We start from the raw sequence: 14,812 nt of genomic DNA, 5'->3' as shown, positions 1-14,812 counted from the left end.
CGGCCCCGAAGGGCCGCGGCGCCTACTGACAGCCTATCGCCTCAAACTTTGAGAATCTCAGCTTCCTTGTGCTTCAGGGCCTCCTCGATCTCCTTGGTGTGGAGGTCGGTGAGCTTCTGGATGTCGTCCAGGGCCTTCTTGGCGGCGTCCTCGGAGATGTGGCCCTCCTTGGCCTTCTCGAGCTTCTTCACGTCCTCGTTGGCGTCGCGGCGGATGTTGCGCACGCCGGTCTTGATCTCCTCGCCCAGGCGGTGGAGGACCTTCACCAGTTCCTTGCGCCGCTCTTCCGTGAGCATGGGGATGGGGAGGCGGATCACCTGGCCGTCGTTGGCCGGGTTGATGCCCAGGTCGGACTTGAGGATGGCCGTCTCCACGGCCTTGATGGCGCTCTTGTCGAAGGGGGTCACCACCAGCATGCCGGACTCCGGGACCGTGATGGATCCCATCTGGTTCAGGGGCACCATGGACCCGTAGTAATCCACATGCACGTTGTCCAGCAGGCTGGCGTTGGCCCGGCCGGTGCGGATGGTGGCCATCTCCTTCTTCAGGGCCTCCACGGACGCATGCATGCGGCGCTTGGTTTCCTGCAGGATCGCGTCGGGGGTCTGGGACATGGGCACCTCGAAAGAGCGGAAGCCTTCTTTTATACCTCAGGGGCGCAGGAACTTGGGTGCTACAGTAGGGCACTTTCACGAGGTCCCCATGCGCACACCCCGCCTGCTGGCTCCTCTCGCGGCCCTGATCCTGGCCGCCCCGCTGGCTTCCCCGTTGGCGGCCGCCTCCACCGAGATGGCCCTCACCAGCTCGGACGGCTTCGCCCTCAAGGGCACGCTGACCCTGCCCGCCGCCAAGCCCAAGGCCAAGGTCCCCGTGGTGATCCTCGCCCACCAGTTCCACTCGGACCGGGCCGGCTGGGCGCCCCTCACCGAGAAGCTCCTGGCGCGGGGCATCGGCGTGCTGGCCCTGGATCTCCGCGGCCACGGCGAGAGCGCCATGAAGGACGGCACCGAGACCCGGGTCAGCCCCGACTTCATGGCCTCCGCCAAGGCCGTGGGCTTCGACAAGATCCCCTCCGACCTCGCCCAAGCCGCCGCCTGGCTCCGCAAGCAGCCGGGCGTGGATGGCCGCCGCATCGGCCTGGCCGGCTCCAGCGTGGGTGCCTTCGCGGTGCTCCTGGCCGCCCCGGAAGTGAAGCCCCTGGCCGTCCTCAGCCTGAGCCCCGGCGGTAACGCCGCCTTCGGGGACAGCGCCCGGGACCGCCTGAAGGGCGCCGTGCTCCGCAGCCGGCCCTCCATCCTGGTGCTGGCGTCCATGGAGGACAAGGACGCCGCCGAGAACGCCCAGGTCGTGAAGAACCTGCCCGGCGTGGCCGTGGACCTGAAGGAAGGCAAGGACCACGGGTTCGCCTACTTCAAGGATTGCTCGGACCTCATGGCCGTCTACTTCGGCGAGTACCTCACCTACCACCACACGGGGAAGAAGTACGCGGCCGTCTCCGCCCCGGCCCGTGCCGAGGCCGCCGCTCCCGCCTCGCCCGAGGGCATGACCGGCGGCCCGGCCGCCCAGGAAAAGAAAGCGGACGCCCCGAAGTAGGGCGTCCGCTTCAGCCAAGCCGCCGGGGCCTAGTGGAACTGCTGGGCCTCGGTGGAGCCCACCAGGGCCAGGGTGGAGGCCAGGCCGCCGCTGACGGCCTGGGCCACCTCGTCGAAGTAGCCGGTGCCCACTTCGCGCTGGTGCTTGGTGGCCGTGTAGCCCCGCGCCTCGGCGGCGAACTCGGCCTCCTGCAGCCGCGCGTAGGCGGTCATGTGCTCCGTGCGGTAGGCGCTGGCCAGCTCGAACATCCCGTGGTTGAGGCTGTGGAAGCCCGCCAGGGTGATGAACTGGAACTTGTAGCCCATCGCGTTCAGCTCGCGCTGGAAGGCGGCGATCTCCTCGTCCGAGAGCTTCTTCTTCCAGTTGAAGGAGGGCGAGCAGTTGTAGGCCAGCAGCTTGCCGGGGAACGCGGCGTGGACACCCTCGGCGAACTCGCGGGCCTCCTTGAGGTCGGGCGTGGAGGTCTCGCACCAGATGAGGTCCGCGTAGGGCGCGTAGGCCTTGGCACGGGCGATGGCCATCTGGACCCCGCCGGTGATGCGGTGGAAGCCCTCAGCCGTGCGCTCCCCCGTGAGGAAGGGCCGGTCGCGCTCGTCGATGTCCGACGTGATGAGGCGGGCCGAGTCCGCGTCCGTGCGGGCGATGATGAGGGTGGGCGTGTCCATGACGTCCGCCGCCAGGCGGGCCGCCACGAGGGTGCGGATGAAGTGGCCCGTGGGGATGAGCACCTTGCCGCCGAGGTGGCCGCACTTCTTCTCGCTGGAGAGCTGGTCCTCGAAGTGGACGCCGGAGGCGCCGGCCTCGATCATGCCCTTCATGAGCTCGTAGGCGTTGAGGGGGCCGCCGAAGCCGGCCTCGGCATCCGCCACGATGGGCAGGAACCAGTCGCGGCTCACGCCGCCCTCGCCGTGCTCGACCTGGTCGGCCCGCTGGAGGGCGCCGTTGAGGCGCTTCACCAGGGCGGGGACCGAGTTGGCGGGGTAGAGGCTCTGGTCCGGGTAGGTCTGGCCCGAGAGGTTGGCGTCCGCGGCCACCTGCCAGCCGGAGCAGTAGATCGCCTTGAGGCCGGCCTTGGCCATCTGCACCGCCTGACCGCCGCTGAGGGCGCCCAGGGCCCGGGTGGGCTCCTCGTTCTGGAGCAGCTTCCAGAGCTTGCGGGCCCCCAGCTTGGCCAGGGTGTGCTCGATGCGGAGGCTACCGCGGAGCTTCTTCACCGTCTCGGCGCTGTAGGGCCGCGTGATGCCCTCCCAGCGGTGGGCCTGGAGGTCGTCCTCGATGGGGGGGATGGGGAACTTGGGGGTCATGGGGCACCTCGGGATAGGGGTTGGGGGTGGCGTGATGTCAAAGATTGACCTATTCTTTCGTGAGTCAACCAACGGCTGATTTGACAGGGGTTGAACTGAAAATTTCAGTCAATTCATTTCATTGATTTTGTAAATTGATGTAAACGAGGTCCCCATGCCCTCCGCCGCGCCCACCAAGCCCGCCGCCCGCCTCGGCGCCAAGATCCGCCTCCTCCGCCGCCAGGAGGGCCTGAGCCAGGTCCAGTTGGCCGAGGCCCTGGGCATCAGCCCCAGCTACCTGAACCTCATCGAAGGCAACAAGCGGCCCCTCACGGCCCCCCTGCTCATCCGCCTGGCCCAGCAGTTCCACCTGGACCTCCGCGCCCTGGCCCCGGACGAGGACCAGCGCCTGTCCGACGACCTCATGGAGGCCTTCGGCGATCCCCTGTTCGAATCGCTGGGGCTCCAGGCCCAGGATGTGCGCGAGCTGGTGCAGAACAGCCCCACCCTGGCCCGGGGGGTCTTCGAACTGTACCGGGCCTACCAGCACAGCCAGGACAGCCTGGACACCCTGGCGGACAAGCTCAGCGACGGCCAGGGCTTCGACCCCGAGGCCACGCGCCTGCCCTCGGAGGAGGTGGGCGACTTCCTCCAGCAGGCCATGAACCACTTCCCGGAGCTGGAGGTCGTGGCGGAGGAGCTCTGTGCCACCGCGGGCCTGGACGCGGACCAGCCCTACCCCGCCCTGGCGGCGGCCTTCGAGGCCCGGAACGTGCAGATCCGCATCCACCGCGTGTCCGAGGGGCCGGGCCTGCTGCGGCGCTACGACCCCGACCGCCGCATCCTCAGCCTCTCGGAGCTGCTGCCCCAGCGCAGCCGCACCTTCCAGCTCGCCCACCAGCTGGCCCTGCTGGACCACGGCGACCTGCTGGACCGCCTGGCGGACCACCCCCTGCTGCGCACGAACGCCTCGAAGGCCCTCGCCCGCGTGGCCCTGGCCAACTACTTCGCCGGGGCCGTGATCATGCCCTACGAGCGCTTCCTGCGGGCGGCGAAGTCTGAGCGCTACGACATCGACATCCTCGCGCGGCGGTTCCAGGCCAGCTTCGAGCAGGTCTGCCACCGGCTCACGACGCTGCGCCGGCCGGGCGCCGAAGGCGTGCCCTTCCACTTCCTGCGCATCGACATCGCCGGGAACATCTCCAAGAGCTTCTCGGCCTCGGGCATCCGCTTCGCGCGGTTCTCCGGCGCCTGCCCCCGCTGGAACGCCCACGCAGCCTTCCTCACGCCGGGCCTCATCCGCACCCAGCTCAGCGAGATGCCGGACGGCCGCAAGTACTTCTGCATCGCCCGCACCATCCAGAAGGACACCGGCGGCTACCGGGGCCAGCACGCCATGCAGGCCCTGGGCCTGGGCTGCGAGATGGGCCACGCCAAGGAGCTGATCTACGCCGATGGCCTGCGGCTGGACCAGCCCCCCGTCCCCATCGGCGTCACCTGCCGCCTCTGCGAGCGCACGGACTGCGAGCAGCGCGCCTTCCCGCCCCTGCAGCAGGCCTTCAAGGTCGAGGAGAATCTGCGCCGCACCAGCTTCTACGCGCGGATCGGCGGGAACTGATCAGGCCTTCGCGCCCCGCCCCAGCCTACCCATGGGCTCCTCGATCCACCGGTGGACCGCCCAGGCGGCGACGAGCGCCAGGCCCAGGGATAGCGTGAAGCCGGCCCGCCCGGCCAGGTGCGGCGCCACGAGCTTCATGGTGAAGGGGTGCAGCAGGTAGAGGCCGTAGCTCCAGGCGCCCAGGCTCGCGAGGCGCTTCCCGAGCCAGCCGGGCTCCCCGTCCCGGGTGAAGGCCCCCAGGGCCACCAGGCCCGTCACCACCAGCAGGTAGCGGTAGCGGAGCCACCCCGTAAGCGCCACGAGGTGGTCGAAGAACTGGGGCGTGGGCTTCACCAGGATCCACACCAGCGGCAGCGCCAGCAGGAGGGCCCAGCGCGGATCCAGCCGCCGCTCCGTGGCCTCGTGGAGGCCCGCCAGCAGGGCGCCCCAGGCCAGGAGGAAGAGCTGGTTCGGCGCCAGCACGTAGGTGTGGAAGCGGTTCCACTGGGGCTGTCCCATCACGCCGTGGAGGGTGGAGGGCAGGCTCCAGGCCCAGAGGCCCAAGGCCAGGGCGATCAGGAACGGGAGCCCAGCCTTCTCCCGCAGCCAGGCCAGGGCCGGATAGGCGAAGTAGAGCAGCGCCACCAGCCCCACGTACCAGCCGCCGGTCACCAGGGCATGGTTGGGGTGGATGGCGCCGAAGGTGAGCGTCAGGTTCTCGAGGAGGAACCGGAGCGAAACCTCGGGCCCCATGCCCAGACGAAAGATCACGTTCAGGGCGCAGGCCAGGTAGAAGACCGGCGCCAGGCGCAGAAAGCGCCGGAGGTAGAAGCGCCCCGGCCCCTCCTTCCGCACACGGCCCCAACGCGTGGTGCGGAACAGCACGAAGCCGCTCAGCACGAAGAAGGCCGACACGCTGTAGTTGCCCAGACGCGCCATGGCGATGTTCGCACCGCCGCCCGACTGCGAGATGTCGAACCACACGCCCAGGTGGTAGACGGCGACGCACAGGGCCAGGAGGCCCCGCAGGGGGTCCAGCAGGCCCAGTCGGGCGGGGCGGGCAGGACAGGCTTCCACGGGTGCGCTGGTCAGAACCGTCCTCCCTGGTCAGGGGCCAGTGGACCACCGATGGCCCGCCTTGGCCACCGTCCGGTTGTGCCGATCTGTTGGCCCTCAGGCCAGGGTCGCCTCCTGGTGCCGCTCGTAGGCGGGTTCCGGCGCGGGGTCCGCCGGCAGGTAGCAGGGGTTCCACATGGCCGCCGCGACGGCGCCGGGAATGTCCTCATCCGCCAGGGGACGGGCCGCCACGCCCATCTCCCGGGCCTCCCGCACCACGGCCGCGGCCACATGGGCCGTGACCTCGCGGATCCGGCCGGCGGAGGGGAAGAGGCTCCCCACAGACAGATCCTCGGGCCGGACCTCCTCCGCCAGCTGCCGGGCGGCGGCGGCGAACATCCCATCCGTCACCTCGCAGGCCTCCGCCACCAGCACACCCAAGCCCACGCCCGGGAAGATGAAGACGTTGTTGCTCTGGCCGATGCGGTATTCCCGGCCTTCGTAGGCCACCGGATCGAAGGGGCTGCCCGTGGCCACCAGGGCCCGGCCCTCGGTCCAGGCGAGGACATCCCTGGGCTTGGCCTCCGCCTTGCTGGTGGGGTTGGACATGGGCAGCACCACGGGCCGCTCCACCTGGGCGGCCATCGCGCGGATGGCCTCCTCGGTGAAGGCCCCGGCGGTGCCGGAGGTGCCGATGAGCATGGTGGGCTTGAAGGCTTTCACCACGGAGAGGAGGTCGCGCTTCTGGCCGCGGCCCAGGCCCATGCGCTCGGCTAGGGCCACCGGCCAGGCGAAGTCCCGCTGCAGCGGATCCAGGCTGGGATCGTCCTCCACCAGCAGTCCCTGCACGTCGAGGTTGGCCATGGCCAGGACGAGATCCTCGCCTTCGAGGCCCTCCCGCCGCAGCGTCGAGCGCACGAGGCGGGAGATGCCGATGCCCGCCGCGCCAGATCCCAGGAAGAGGATCCGCTGCCGCCGAAGGGGCGTGCCCGTGGCCCGGGATCCGGCCAGCAGGGCCGCCACGCCCACGGCCGCCGTGCCCTGGATGTCGTCGTTGAAGCTGGTGAGCACCTTCCGGTAGCGGTCGAGCAGGTGGAAGGCGTTGAACTTCTTGAAGTCCTCCCACTGAAGCAGGGCCTTGGGGAAGACCTGGCGGACCGCCTGCACGAACTCCTCCACCAGGGCGTCGTACTCGGGGCCCCGCAGGCGGCGGGAGCGCCAGCCGAGGTAGAACTCGTCCTCCAGCAGGTCCAGGTTGTCCGTGCCCACGTCCAGGCTCACGGGCAGGGTCTGCCAGGGCGGGATGCCCGCGGCGGCGGTGTAGAGGGCCAGCTTGCCGATGGGAATGCCCATGCCGCCCACGCCCTGGTCCCCCAGGCCCAGGATGCGCTCGTTGTCTGTCACCACGATGAGCCGGATGTCCTCGAAGGCCGCGTTCCGCAGCACGTCCGCGATGTGGCCGCGGTGCTCCGGCGTGATCCAGATGCCCCGCGCCCGGCGGAAGATGTGGCTGAACTCCTGGCAGGCCCGGCCCACGGTGGGGGTGTAGACGATGGGGAGGAACTCCTCGATGTGGTCGATGAGCACCCGGTAGAACAGGTGCTCATTACGGTCCTGGAGGGCCGCCAGCCCGATGTACTTCTCCAGCGGGTCCTGCTTGCGCTGGATACTGGCGTACACCCGCCGCGCCTGCTGCTCCATGCTGGTCACCGCATGGGGCAGCAGCCCGTCCAGCCCCAGGGTGAGGCGCTCCTCCTGGGAGAAGGCCGTCCCTTTGGTGTACATGGGGTTGCGCAGGAGCCGCACGCCCCGGAAAGGCACGGCCAGGCGCTGTTTGCCGCTGGGTTCGCATTCCACACCGAAGCGTTCCATGGGACCTCCTCCGCCGGGACAGGGACTCCTCCAGGGCACAGGCCATGAAGGCGGTCCGCCCCCCACGGAGAGCCTTCCCGCAGGCAGGGGGAGGCGGCCGGAAACCCGGGCAACGCCCCAATATGCGTCCCGCGCTCCGCCCGGGCCAATAATTGACGATCTAGCGGTAGCGAACGATCCCAGCGCCCTTCACCAGCCGCCCCAGCACCCAGGCGGGCTCCTCGGCCTCGTGCAGCCGCGCCAGCACATCGCCGGCCAGCTCGGGCTTCACCACCAGCACCATGCCCACGCCCAGGTTCAGGGCCTGGCGCGCGTCGTCGATCCCCAGGCCGCCCTTCTCCATGAGGAAGCGGAACAGGGCCGGGATCTCCCAGCTGGCGGTGTCGATCTCGGCGTCCAGGGTCTTGGGCAGCACGCGGGGAATGTTGTCCGTCAGACCACCGCCGGTGATGTGGGCCATGGCCACCAGCTGGTGGGCCTTCACCAGGGGCATGACCGGCGTCAGGTAGCTGCGGTGGATGGCCAGCAGGGCGTCCGCCACCGTCCGGTCCGTGCCGGGCACCTTGTCGTTCACGTCCAGCTTCTCGACCTCGAAGCAGACCTTGCGGGCCAGGGAGTAGCCGTTGGTGTGCAGGCCCGAGCTCGGCAGGCCGATGAGTACGTCGCCTTCGGCCATGGCGTCGAGGCGCGGCAGCAGGTCGGCTTCGTCGACCACGCCCACGATGGTGCCGGCCACGTCCACCTCGCCCTCGGCGTAGACGCCGGGCATCTCCGCCAGCTCGCCGCCGATCAGCGCCGAGCCCGCATCCTTGCAGGCCGTGGCCATGCCCTTGACGATCTGCTCGATGACCTCGGGCTCCAGCCGCTGGGCGGCGATGTAGTCCAGGAAGAAGAGGGGCCGGGCGCCCTGCACCAGGATGTCGTTGATGCAGTGGTTGACCAGGTCCTGGCCGACGGTGTCCCAGGTGCCGGCCCGCCGGGCCACCTTCATCTTGGTGCCCACGCCATCCATGCTGCTGACGAGGATGGGCTTGGCTTCGGGGAACTGGGCGCTGAAGAGGCCGCCGAAGAGGCCGATGTCGCTGCGGACGCCGGGGGTCTTGGTGGCCTTCACCAGGGGCTTGATGCGGCGGAGCGCCTCGTCCTGGCGGTTGATGTCCACGCCGCTGGACGCGTAGCTGACCTTGGCTTCGCTCATGACCTCTCCCGAATCCGCCATTGTCCCACAAGGCGGACGACCTGCCACCGGCCCGCCTCGCGAGGCGCGGTGGAACGCACCGCGCGCGGCGAAAGGCCTCAGCACAGCAGCAGCCAGGCCAGGAGGGCCGCCACGACCCAGGCGGCCAGGATGCGCGGCGCGCGGTGAGGATCGAGGGCGTGGGCGCGGAGCATGGCGGGCCTCCCTTCCCTTTGAAGCATCAACCGCGCCGGAAACCACCCGGCAACCGGCGTAGACTGGCCGCACCATGGCCGACGCCCCCTTCCCCCCCTTCGACCGCGCCGCCTCCGAGGCCGCCGTCCGCGCCCTGCTGAAGGGCCTGGGGCAGGATCCGGACGCGCCGGAACTGCGGGACACCCCGGCCCGGGTGGCGGAGTTCTGGGCCGAGCGGCTGGCGGGCTACGGCGTGGACCTGGCCTCGGAGCTGAGGCCCCTGCCCGGCGACCTCGCCCCCGTGCCCGTCATCCTGGAGCGCATCCCCTTCGTGAGCACCTGCGAGCACCACCTGGCCCCCTTCGAGGGCCACGCCACCATCGGCTACCTGCCCGGGGAGGGCGGCACCGTGGGCCTCTCCAAGCTCGTGCGCGTGGTGCAGGCCTACGCCGGGCGCCTGCAGGTGCAGGAGCGCATGGCCCGGCAGATCGCCGACGCCCTCCAGACCCACCTCCGCCCCGCCGCCTGGGGCGTGGACCTGGTGGCCGTCCACACCTGCATGGCCCACCGCGGCGTCCGCACCCCCGGCGTCCCCGTCCGCACCACCCTCCTGGGCGGCGCCTGGGGAACCGATCCCCCCCGACCGTTCAGGGGCTGATCCGCCACCGTTCGGCGGAAGCCAGCGGAGATGATCCGGGGCCTGGGTATGCTGGGTCCGCTGTTCCCGGACCCACGGAGATTCCCATGGCGCGCGCCCTCGGCCTCGGCTTGGCCTTCTGTCTGATGCTGCTCGGCTGCGGCGGGGGCGGAGGCAGCTCGGCGCCCCCCGCCCCCATCCAGCTCCAGGCCGCCTACGACCCCGCACAAACCCAGGTCAAGCTCACCTGGACCCAGGCCTCGGGCAACATCGACGGCTACAACCTGGAGGCCAGGGTCAACTCGGGGTCCTATACCCTGATCAACCCGAGCCCCATCTTCAGCGACGTCACGTCGGCGATCCTGACCTTCACAGCGACACCCCCGGAGCTGGCGACCTTCGACTTCCGGATCTGCACCGTCACGAAGGGCGTCAACGGGCCGTACTCCAATGTCGCGGGAATCAAGACCCCCCTGCTCCCTCCGACCTATGTGGCGGCCTCGTACTCTGTACCGGATGGAGGAATCCTCGTCACCTGGGAGACGCTCTCCCTGCTCACGGACCGCTATGTCCTGGAGCGCGCCCCCTGCGACGCCGCTGGCGCTCCGACCGGAACCTGGGCCAGCCTCCCTTTGCCGAATCCCGCCGCCACCATCTTCGTGGACAAGGCCGTGGCCGAAACCCAGGGTTACCTGTACCGGGTCACCGCCTGGTCGGGAACCACCGCCAGCACGACGCGGGGGCCGAGCCAGCGGGCGGTCACCCCGCCCCTGGCGCCGACCGCCTTCGCGGCCCAGCCCCTTTCCGGCGCGGTGGGCCTCACCTGGGTGAACCAGAGCCGGACCGCCACCCAGATCCAGATCACGCGGGTGGCCTTCGGTGGCTATGGGCCCACGGTCCCCCTGGCGGTCCTCCCCGGCACGGCCACCTCGTTCCAGGATGCCGACGTACCCCTCGGCTACTACCAGTACGCTCTCAGCGTCTCAGACGGCCAGAGCACCACCACCGGCCCGGCGATCTATGCCGCCCCCGCCAATCCTCCCGGTGCGCCCAGCTTGACGGCGACCTCCCAGACGATCGACCCCTCCGTGGGGGTCTTCGCCCTCTCCCCCGGCGGGCTCTGGGCTTTCGGCACGAGTTCCCCCTTCACGATCCTTCCCGCCCCCTGGGGCACCTGGCCTGCCTGGACGCAGCCCACCTCGTATGGCTATGGCGGTCCGAGGGACCCCCTGGTGCTGGATGCCCAATCCCGGCCCCACACCCTCTACACCGACTCGACCTCCTCCATGACGGTCCTGAGCCATGCCTGGTTCGACGGCAGCGCCTGGGTCTCCGAAGTGATCGCCCAGGCCCCTTCAACCGACACCCTCTCCTTCGCCGACACCCTCTGGCTGGATCAGAGCGGCAGCCCCCAGACCCTCCTCTCCACCGCGACAGGCGTCCGGTACACCCGCAAGGTGGGCGGGGTCTGGATCCAGGAAGACATCGACCCTTCGAATACCCTCCCCGGGAACTGGCGCCTGTTCCTTGACCGTTTCGACGTCCCCCACGTGCTGCTCACCTCCTCGATCGACAGCCGGGAATACAGCCGGAATGCGGACGGCACCTGGACCCGCCAGATCCTGCCGAACACGCTGAACTCGTTCGTCGGCTTCCACTTCGAGAGCGGCCTGTGGACCGACTCGAACACGGCCTGTGTCTTCTACAAGATCCCCGATGCGGGCAACCCCGTGAACGACGCCTTCTGGGCCATGCAAAAGGTGAACGGCCTCTGGCAGCCGCCGGTCCTCCTGAAGTCGTTCCCCTCTACCGGCATCTCCGACTGGCCCTCGGCCGCCCTCTCCCCGGACGGCAAGCGGGTCGCGGCGGTCTTCGCCCAGAAGAACGGGCTGTTCCTCTTCACCCTGACCGCCCAGGTCTGGACCGAGAGCCTCCTGCCGGTCCCCTCCGTCGACACCCCCACCTACAGGGTCGCCTTCGATGGCGCGAACCGCCTGCACATCCTGGTGAAGCCGTCCTTCGTCGCCACGGACCTGGTGGACTTCCACGAATGAGGGCTCAGCCCATCGCCGACGTGCCCCGGACCCACCTCCGCCAGCCACCCGGAGGGTCCGGGGCGTCCGGCCTGCGGCTGTCCGCGCCCCCACGGCCCACCGTAACGTGAAACCTCCCGGCGATTCAGTGCGGACCTTCTATCAGGTGGTGGCTGGAGGGCCGACCCACCCGCACCGTTCAGGGGCCGAATCAGACCGTTCGGCGGATCTCGAGGTAGATGACCTTCGGAGTGGATATGCTGTCCCGGCATCCCCCGGAGGCTCATGCCTCGCGTTCTCGAATTCGACCTTCAGACCCAGGCGGGCCGGGATTTGTTCGCAGTACGGAAGGCTTAGAATTAGTCCCTCTAAATTCAAACTGGCCAATTCTGTAACATTTCACCTTATTTCAGCATAAGTCCGACAGGAGGTTCCATGATTAAATCATTTCATAAATATTTGTCTTTTTTAATCCTCGCGCTCCTGCAAATCCCCCTGTATGCCCAGGATGTAAAATATGGTTTACAGGCCAACCTTTCACGCCCGCTAGGTGACCTGGATCCTACATGGTACGGACAGATAGGCTATGGGTTTGGGCTCCATTCACAAATTGAATTGAAATCTGGTAATCGACTAATTCCTAGAGTAGATTTCATGGAATATAAACATGATAATTTGGGCCAAATCTATAAATTTAACACATTAAGTTTAGGTCTTGATTTTCAACATCGTTTTAGTGCAAAATATAATGAAAAATTCTATCTAACGGGTGGAATCGGCTATACATTCGCACGCAACAGTTTTGAGATCACCGATGCTGCACACCCGGTACCTGGTGGAATATATCTTCCAAATTACTCTCGTTCAGAGCGATTCAATGCACCCTATTTAGCCGTTGGTATTGGGTATGCAATAAATTCAAATTTTTCATTAGAAACCCGATACAACTATTTAAAATTCAATTCTCCGACGGAAGCCACAACTCCTTCACTTCAACTTTCCTTACTGTTTCATTTATAAATTGAATGCTCACCCTAAAATGTGCATATCATGGGGCCACCTTGGCCCCCTGTTTTGTGTTCTCGAGCTAACCCTCCACCCAACTCGGACCCAAACGTACTTGCCTTCCATTCTTCACACTGCACTCGGCCCCAGTTGGGCGGTTCGCTTCATCTGTTAAGCGCAGGTAGCCCCCCAGGAATCCCCATGGAAAACCCCTACCAATCCCCCCAGGCCCCGGACCAGCCGGCCCCCAAATCCAAAGTCTGGAAGTGGGTCGCCTGGGGTTGCGGCGGCTGCCTCGGGGCCAGCCTGCTCCTGCTGGCCAGCTGCTATGTCATGGCCCGGGGGGTCATGACCCTCGGCGAACGCCAGCTCGGGCCCACCTGCGATGCCTACCTGGCCTATGCCAATGAGGGGCGCTACGACCAGGCCTATGACGACGAGTTCGACCAGAGCCTGAAGCAGGTCGTGACCCGGGAGAAGCACCGGGCCCTGCTGAGCGCCGTCTACGGGAAGCTGGGCAAGCTCGAATCCAAGCAGGTGCAGAACGTCGAGTCCGGCTTCGACCAGGCGGGGAAATGGTCGAGGATCCAGTACTCGGGCAAGTTCACGAACGGAGAGGGCACGATCCGCTTCCGCCTTGTCAAGCGCGGCGACGCCTACAAGATCGTCGAGTTCAACTACCACTCGCCGCTGCTGCTGGATCTGATGATCGACCCGAAATAAGCCCAGTTGCTGTGCCTGTATGGCAACCAGCGATCGACTCCTCCCCAAAGGACCTCCATGCGACACCGATTCCTGCTCGTCCTCGGGCTGGCCCTCCTCGGATGCGGAAGGCCCCACTACACCTGGCGGACCGCTCCGAACGCCGCGAGCACTCCCATCGCCCTCCGCATCCAGACCCAGTTCGACCCCAAGGCCAAGCTCACGCCCGAGGTCCAGAAGCTCTACGTGGACTCCATCCGCGAGGGGCTTTCGTCCTGGGCGGAGATCCTGCCCGAGGCCGAGCCCGCGAAGGAAGGCGACATCACCCTGCGGATCCGCATCAGCTGCGCGTGCCGGAGCGAATTCGCCAAGCAGGCCGACGCCACCATGGAGCTGGCCTCCCTCTTCGATCGCGACAGGCCCCGTCCAGCCACCAGGAACCCCGAGGCCATCCAGCGGGACCGGCTCGGCTACGACGCGGACGACATGCAGGGGGACATCCGGATCTACGGCAGAGCCACCGCGGCCCACCCCTACACGTCGATCTTCATGAAGGCCCACCTCATGGCCTTCATGGACCCGCTCTCCGGCGACGCCAAGCTGGTCGCCGCGAACCGGGCCCGCGAGCAGGCCAGGGGCTTGGCCCGCTGGATCGTCGCCGACCTCCAAAGGATCGACCTCCTGCCCCGCGAGCCCATCCGCTGACTGCGGCGGCCACGGAGACCGGCCCCACCTGGCCTGCTCCATGCCCGAGTGGACAAGCCCTGACGCGTACCTTCAGCTAACCTTCCGCCATGTCCCTCCCCACCCCCGAACTGAAGCTCGGCTATGAGCTGTTCTCCAAGCTGCTGAACTGGGCGGCGGGGAAGCGGCAGTCGAAGCGGCTGGAGGAGCTGAAGTCCAGGGCCTTCCAGGAACTGCTGAAGGGCGACGCGGCGGACCTGGACTTGGTGGCCTCGGTGCTGAAGGAGATCCACAAGGCGGCGGACACTTCGGCCAAGGCCGTGCGCCTGGAGCACCTGTACGACAACGCCACCCAGCCGGCCGCCAAGGCGAAGAAGCCGGATCGCCGCCGGCGAGCCGTCAAGAAGGAGCCTGGCGCCAAGGGCTGAGGGCCCGGGCCTGATCAGGCCCAGCAGGCCTCACCATCCGAAGGCCGGCAGCCTTTGCAGCCAACGATGCTCGTGGAAAAATACGATGGAACGGCGAGCCATCTTGCTCCATCTTTTCCGGTGGATGCGGCCATCATGACGACCGCCTCCCACCGATGAGAGGCATCTATGCATTACCTCCTGATCTACGAGGTCGGTCCGGAATATGTGGATCGCCGAGGGGAATTCCGGAAGGAGCACCTGGCCCTGGCCTGGGCCGCCCACGAGCGGGGCGAGCTGGTGCTGGGTGGAGCGGTGGCGGACCCCGTGGACATGTCCATCCTCCTCTTCCAGGGGGACTCCCCGGCGGCGGCCCAGCGCTTCGCCGCGGCGGATCCCTACGTGCTCCACGGCCTGGTGCATCGCTGGCAGGTGCGCCCCTGGATCACCGTGGTGGGCGCGGACGCGGCCACGCCGGTGCACGCGTAGGCCTGCAAGCGCCTGCGCATGTAGGTGCAAGGGTTATCCGCTTCGCCGCCGGATCTGGGCAGAATGTCACTACATCCGCTCG

Annotated in this window: 14 protein-coding genes; 9 read left to right on the top strand and 5 right to left on the bottom strand. The window is 67.7% G+C overall.

Annotated features, from left to right (window positions below; genetic code table 11):
* Window positions 1–41 precede the first annotated feature (41 nt).
* Window positions 42–614, bottom strand: a complete 573-nt coding sequence (gene frr, locus MLE64_RS09275) for a ribosome recycling factor (protein ID WP_243317470.1) — start codon at window positions 612–614, stop codon at window positions 42–44.
* 88 nt (window positions 615–702) lie between these two features.
* Between frr and MLE64_RS09270 the strand changes: the two genes are divergently transcribed.
* A complete protein-coding gene (locus tag MLE64_RS09270) occupies window positions 703–1,593 on the top strand; it encodes an alpha/beta hydrolase (RefSeq protein WP_243317469.1) in 891 nt (296 codons plus the stop codon).
* Window positions 1,594–1,622: 29 nt separating this feature from the next.
* On the opposite strand, the gene aceA is transcribed toward MLE64_RS09270, so the two are convergent.
* Window positions 1,623–2,897: an isocitrate lyase gene (gene aceA / locus MLE64_RS09265; protein ID WP_243317468.1), complete on the bottom strand. Its 1,275-nt coding sequence runs from the start codon at window positions 2,895–2,897 to the stop codon at window positions 1,623–1,625.
* 154 nt (window positions 2,898–3,051) lie between these two features.
* Here aceA and MLE64_RS09260 point away from each other — a divergent pair, with 154 nt between their 5' ends.
* Entirely contained in the window at window positions 3,052–4,494 is a 1,443-nt protein-coding gene (locus MLE64_RS09260; RefSeq protein ID WP_243317467.1) for a helix-turn-helix domain-containing protein, read from the top strand.
* Here the strand turns inward: MLE64_RS09260 and MLE64_RS09255 are convergent, their stop codons facing one another.
* The 3 genes from MLE64_RS09255 to purM all read right to left on the bottom strand — a co-directional run bounded on the left by MLE64_RS09255 (window position 4,495) and on the right by purM (window position 8,599).
* Window positions 4,495–5,550, bottom strand: coding sequence for an acyltransferase family protein (locus MLE64_RS09255; RefSeq protein ID WP_243317466.1), 1,056 nt, complete (start codon window positions 5,548–5,550; stop codon window positions 4,495–4,497).
* Window positions 5,551–5,646: 96 nt separating this feature from the next.
* Complete coding sequence (locus MLE64_RS09250; protein ID WP_243317465.1) at window positions 5,647–7,401, bottom strand: NAD-dependent malic enzyme; 1,755 nt, start codon at window positions 7,399–7,401, stop codon at window positions 5,647–5,649.
* Between the two features lie 160 nt (window positions 7,402–7,561).
* On the bottom strand, window positions 7,562–8,599 hold the full coding sequence (gene purM / locus MLE64_RS09245) for a phosphoribosylformylglycinamidine cyclo-ligase (protein ID WP_243317464.1): 1,038 nt from the start codon (window positions 8,597–8,599) through the stop codon (window positions 7,562–7,564).
* A 268-nt stretch (window positions 8,600–8,867) separates the two neighbouring features.
* Here purM and folE point away from each other — a divergent pair, with 268 nt between their 5' ends.
* The 7 genes from folE to MLE64_RS09210 all read left to right on the top strand — a co-directional run bounded on the left by folE (window position 8,868) and on the right by MLE64_RS09210 (window position 14,730).
* Window positions 8,868–9,431, top strand: a complete 564-nt coding sequence (gene folE, locus MLE64_RS09240; protein WP_243317463.1) for a GTP cyclohydrolase I — start codon at window positions 8,868–8,870, stop codon at window positions 9,429–9,431.
* Between the two features lie 86 nt (window positions 9,432–9,517).
* Window positions 9,518–11,464, top strand: coding sequence for a fibronectin type III domain-containing protein (locus tag MLE64_RS09235; RefSeq protein WP_243317462.1), 1,947 nt, complete (start codon window positions 9,518–9,520; stop codon window positions 11,462–11,464).
* Between the two features lie 414 nt (window positions 11,465–11,878).
* The gene (locus MLE64_RS09230) at window positions 11,879–12,463 is read left to right on the top strand and encodes an outer membrane protein (protein WP_243317461.1); all 585 of its coding nucleotides are present in this window, start codon (window positions 11,879–11,881) and stop codon (window positions 12,461–12,463) included.
* A 186-nt stretch (window positions 12,464–12,649) separates the two neighbouring features.
* Window positions 12,650–13,171 carry a DUF3887 domain-containing protein gene (locus tag MLE64_RS09225; RefSeq protein WP_243317460.1) on the top strand — a complete coding sequence of 174 codons (522 nt, stop codon included), beginning with the start codon at window positions 12,650–12,652 and terminating at the stop codon, window positions 13,169–13,171.
* A 57-nt stretch (window positions 13,172–13,228) separates the two neighbouring features.
* Complete coding sequence (locus MLE64_RS09220) at window positions 13,229–13,855, top strand: hypothetical protein (protein WP_243317459.1); 627 nt, start codon at window positions 13,229–13,231, stop codon at window positions 13,853–13,855.
* Between the two features lie 89 nt (window positions 13,856–13,944).
* On the top strand, window positions 13,945–14,262 hold the full coding sequence (locus MLE64_RS09215; RefSeq protein ID WP_243317458.1) for a hypothetical protein: 318 nt from the start codon (window positions 13,945–13,947) through the stop codon (window positions 14,260–14,262).
* Window positions 14,263–14,430: 168 nt separating this feature from the next.
* On the top strand, window positions 14,431–14,730 hold the full coding sequence (locus MLE64_RS09210; protein WP_243288304.1) for a YciI-like protein: 300 nt from the start codon (window positions 14,431–14,433) through the stop codon (window positions 14,728–14,730).
* Window positions 14,731–14,812: the final 82 nt, after the last annotated feature.

The organism is Geothrix paludis, from assembly GCF_022808815.1.
Taxonomy (GTDB): Bacteria; Acidobacteriota; Holophagae; order Holophagales; family Holophagaceae; genus Geothrix; species Geothrix paludis.
Note: the sequence above shows the minus strand (reverse complement) of the source record. Positions and strands in the feature narration are given on the sequence as shown.

What these genes read in the sequence shown, in the direction of transcription:
- MLE64_RS09235 (WP_243317462.1), top strand. Translation starts at nt 9,518, where the DNA reads ATGGCGCGCGCCCTCGGCCTCGGCTTGGCCTTCTGTCTGATGCTGCTC.
- MLE64_RS09230 (WP_243317461.1), top strand. Translation starts at nt 11,879, where the DNA reads ATGATTAAATCATTTCATAAATATTTGTCTTTTTTAATCCTCGCGCTC.
- aceA (WP_243317468.1), bottom strand. Translation starts at nt 2,897, where the DNA reads ATGACCCCCAAGTTCCCCATCCCCCCCATCGAGGACGACCTCCAGGCC.
- folE (WP_243317463.1), top strand. Translation starts at nt 8,868, where the DNA reads ATGGCCGACGCCCCCTTCCCCCCCTTCGACCGCGCCGCCTCCGAGGCC.
- purM (WP_243317464.1), bottom strand. Translation starts at nt 8,599, where the DNA reads ATGAGCGAAGCCAAGGTCAGCTACGCGTCCAGCGGCGTGGACATCAAC.
- MLE64_RS09215 (WP_243317458.1), top strand. Translation starts at nt 13,945, where the DNA reads ATGTCCCTCCCCACCCCCGAACTGAAGCTCGGCTATGAGCTGTTCTCC.
- frr (WP_243317470.1), bottom strand. Translation starts at nt 614, where the DNA reads ATGTCCCAGACCCCCGACGCGATCCTGCAGGAAACCAAGCGCCGCATG.
- MLE64_RS09250 (WP_243317465.1), bottom strand. Translation starts at nt 7,401, where the DNA reads ATGGAACGCTTCGGTGTGGAATGCGAACCCAGCGGCAAACAGCGCCTG.
- MLE64_RS09260 (WP_243317467.1), top strand. Translation starts at nt 3,052, where the DNA reads ATGCCCTCCGCCGCGCCCACCAAGCCCGCCGCCCGCCTCGGCGCCAAG.
- MLE64_RS09225 (WP_243317460.1), top strand. Translation starts at nt 12,650, where the DNA reads ATGGAAAACCCCTACCAATCCCCCCAGGCCCCGGACCAGCCGGCCCCC.
- MLE64_RS09270 (WP_243317469.1), top strand. Translation starts at nt 703, where the DNA reads ATGCGCACACCCCGCCTGCTGGCTCCTCTCGCGGCCCTGATCCTGGCC.
- MLE64_RS09220 (WP_243317459.1), top strand. Translation starts at nt 13,229, where the DNA reads ATGCGACACCGATTCCTGCTCGTCCTCGGGCTGGCCCTCCTCGGATGC.
- MLE64_RS09210 (WP_243288304.1), top strand. Translation starts at nt 14,431, where the DNA reads ATGCATTACCTCCTGATCTACGAGGTCGGTCCGGAATATGTGGATCGC.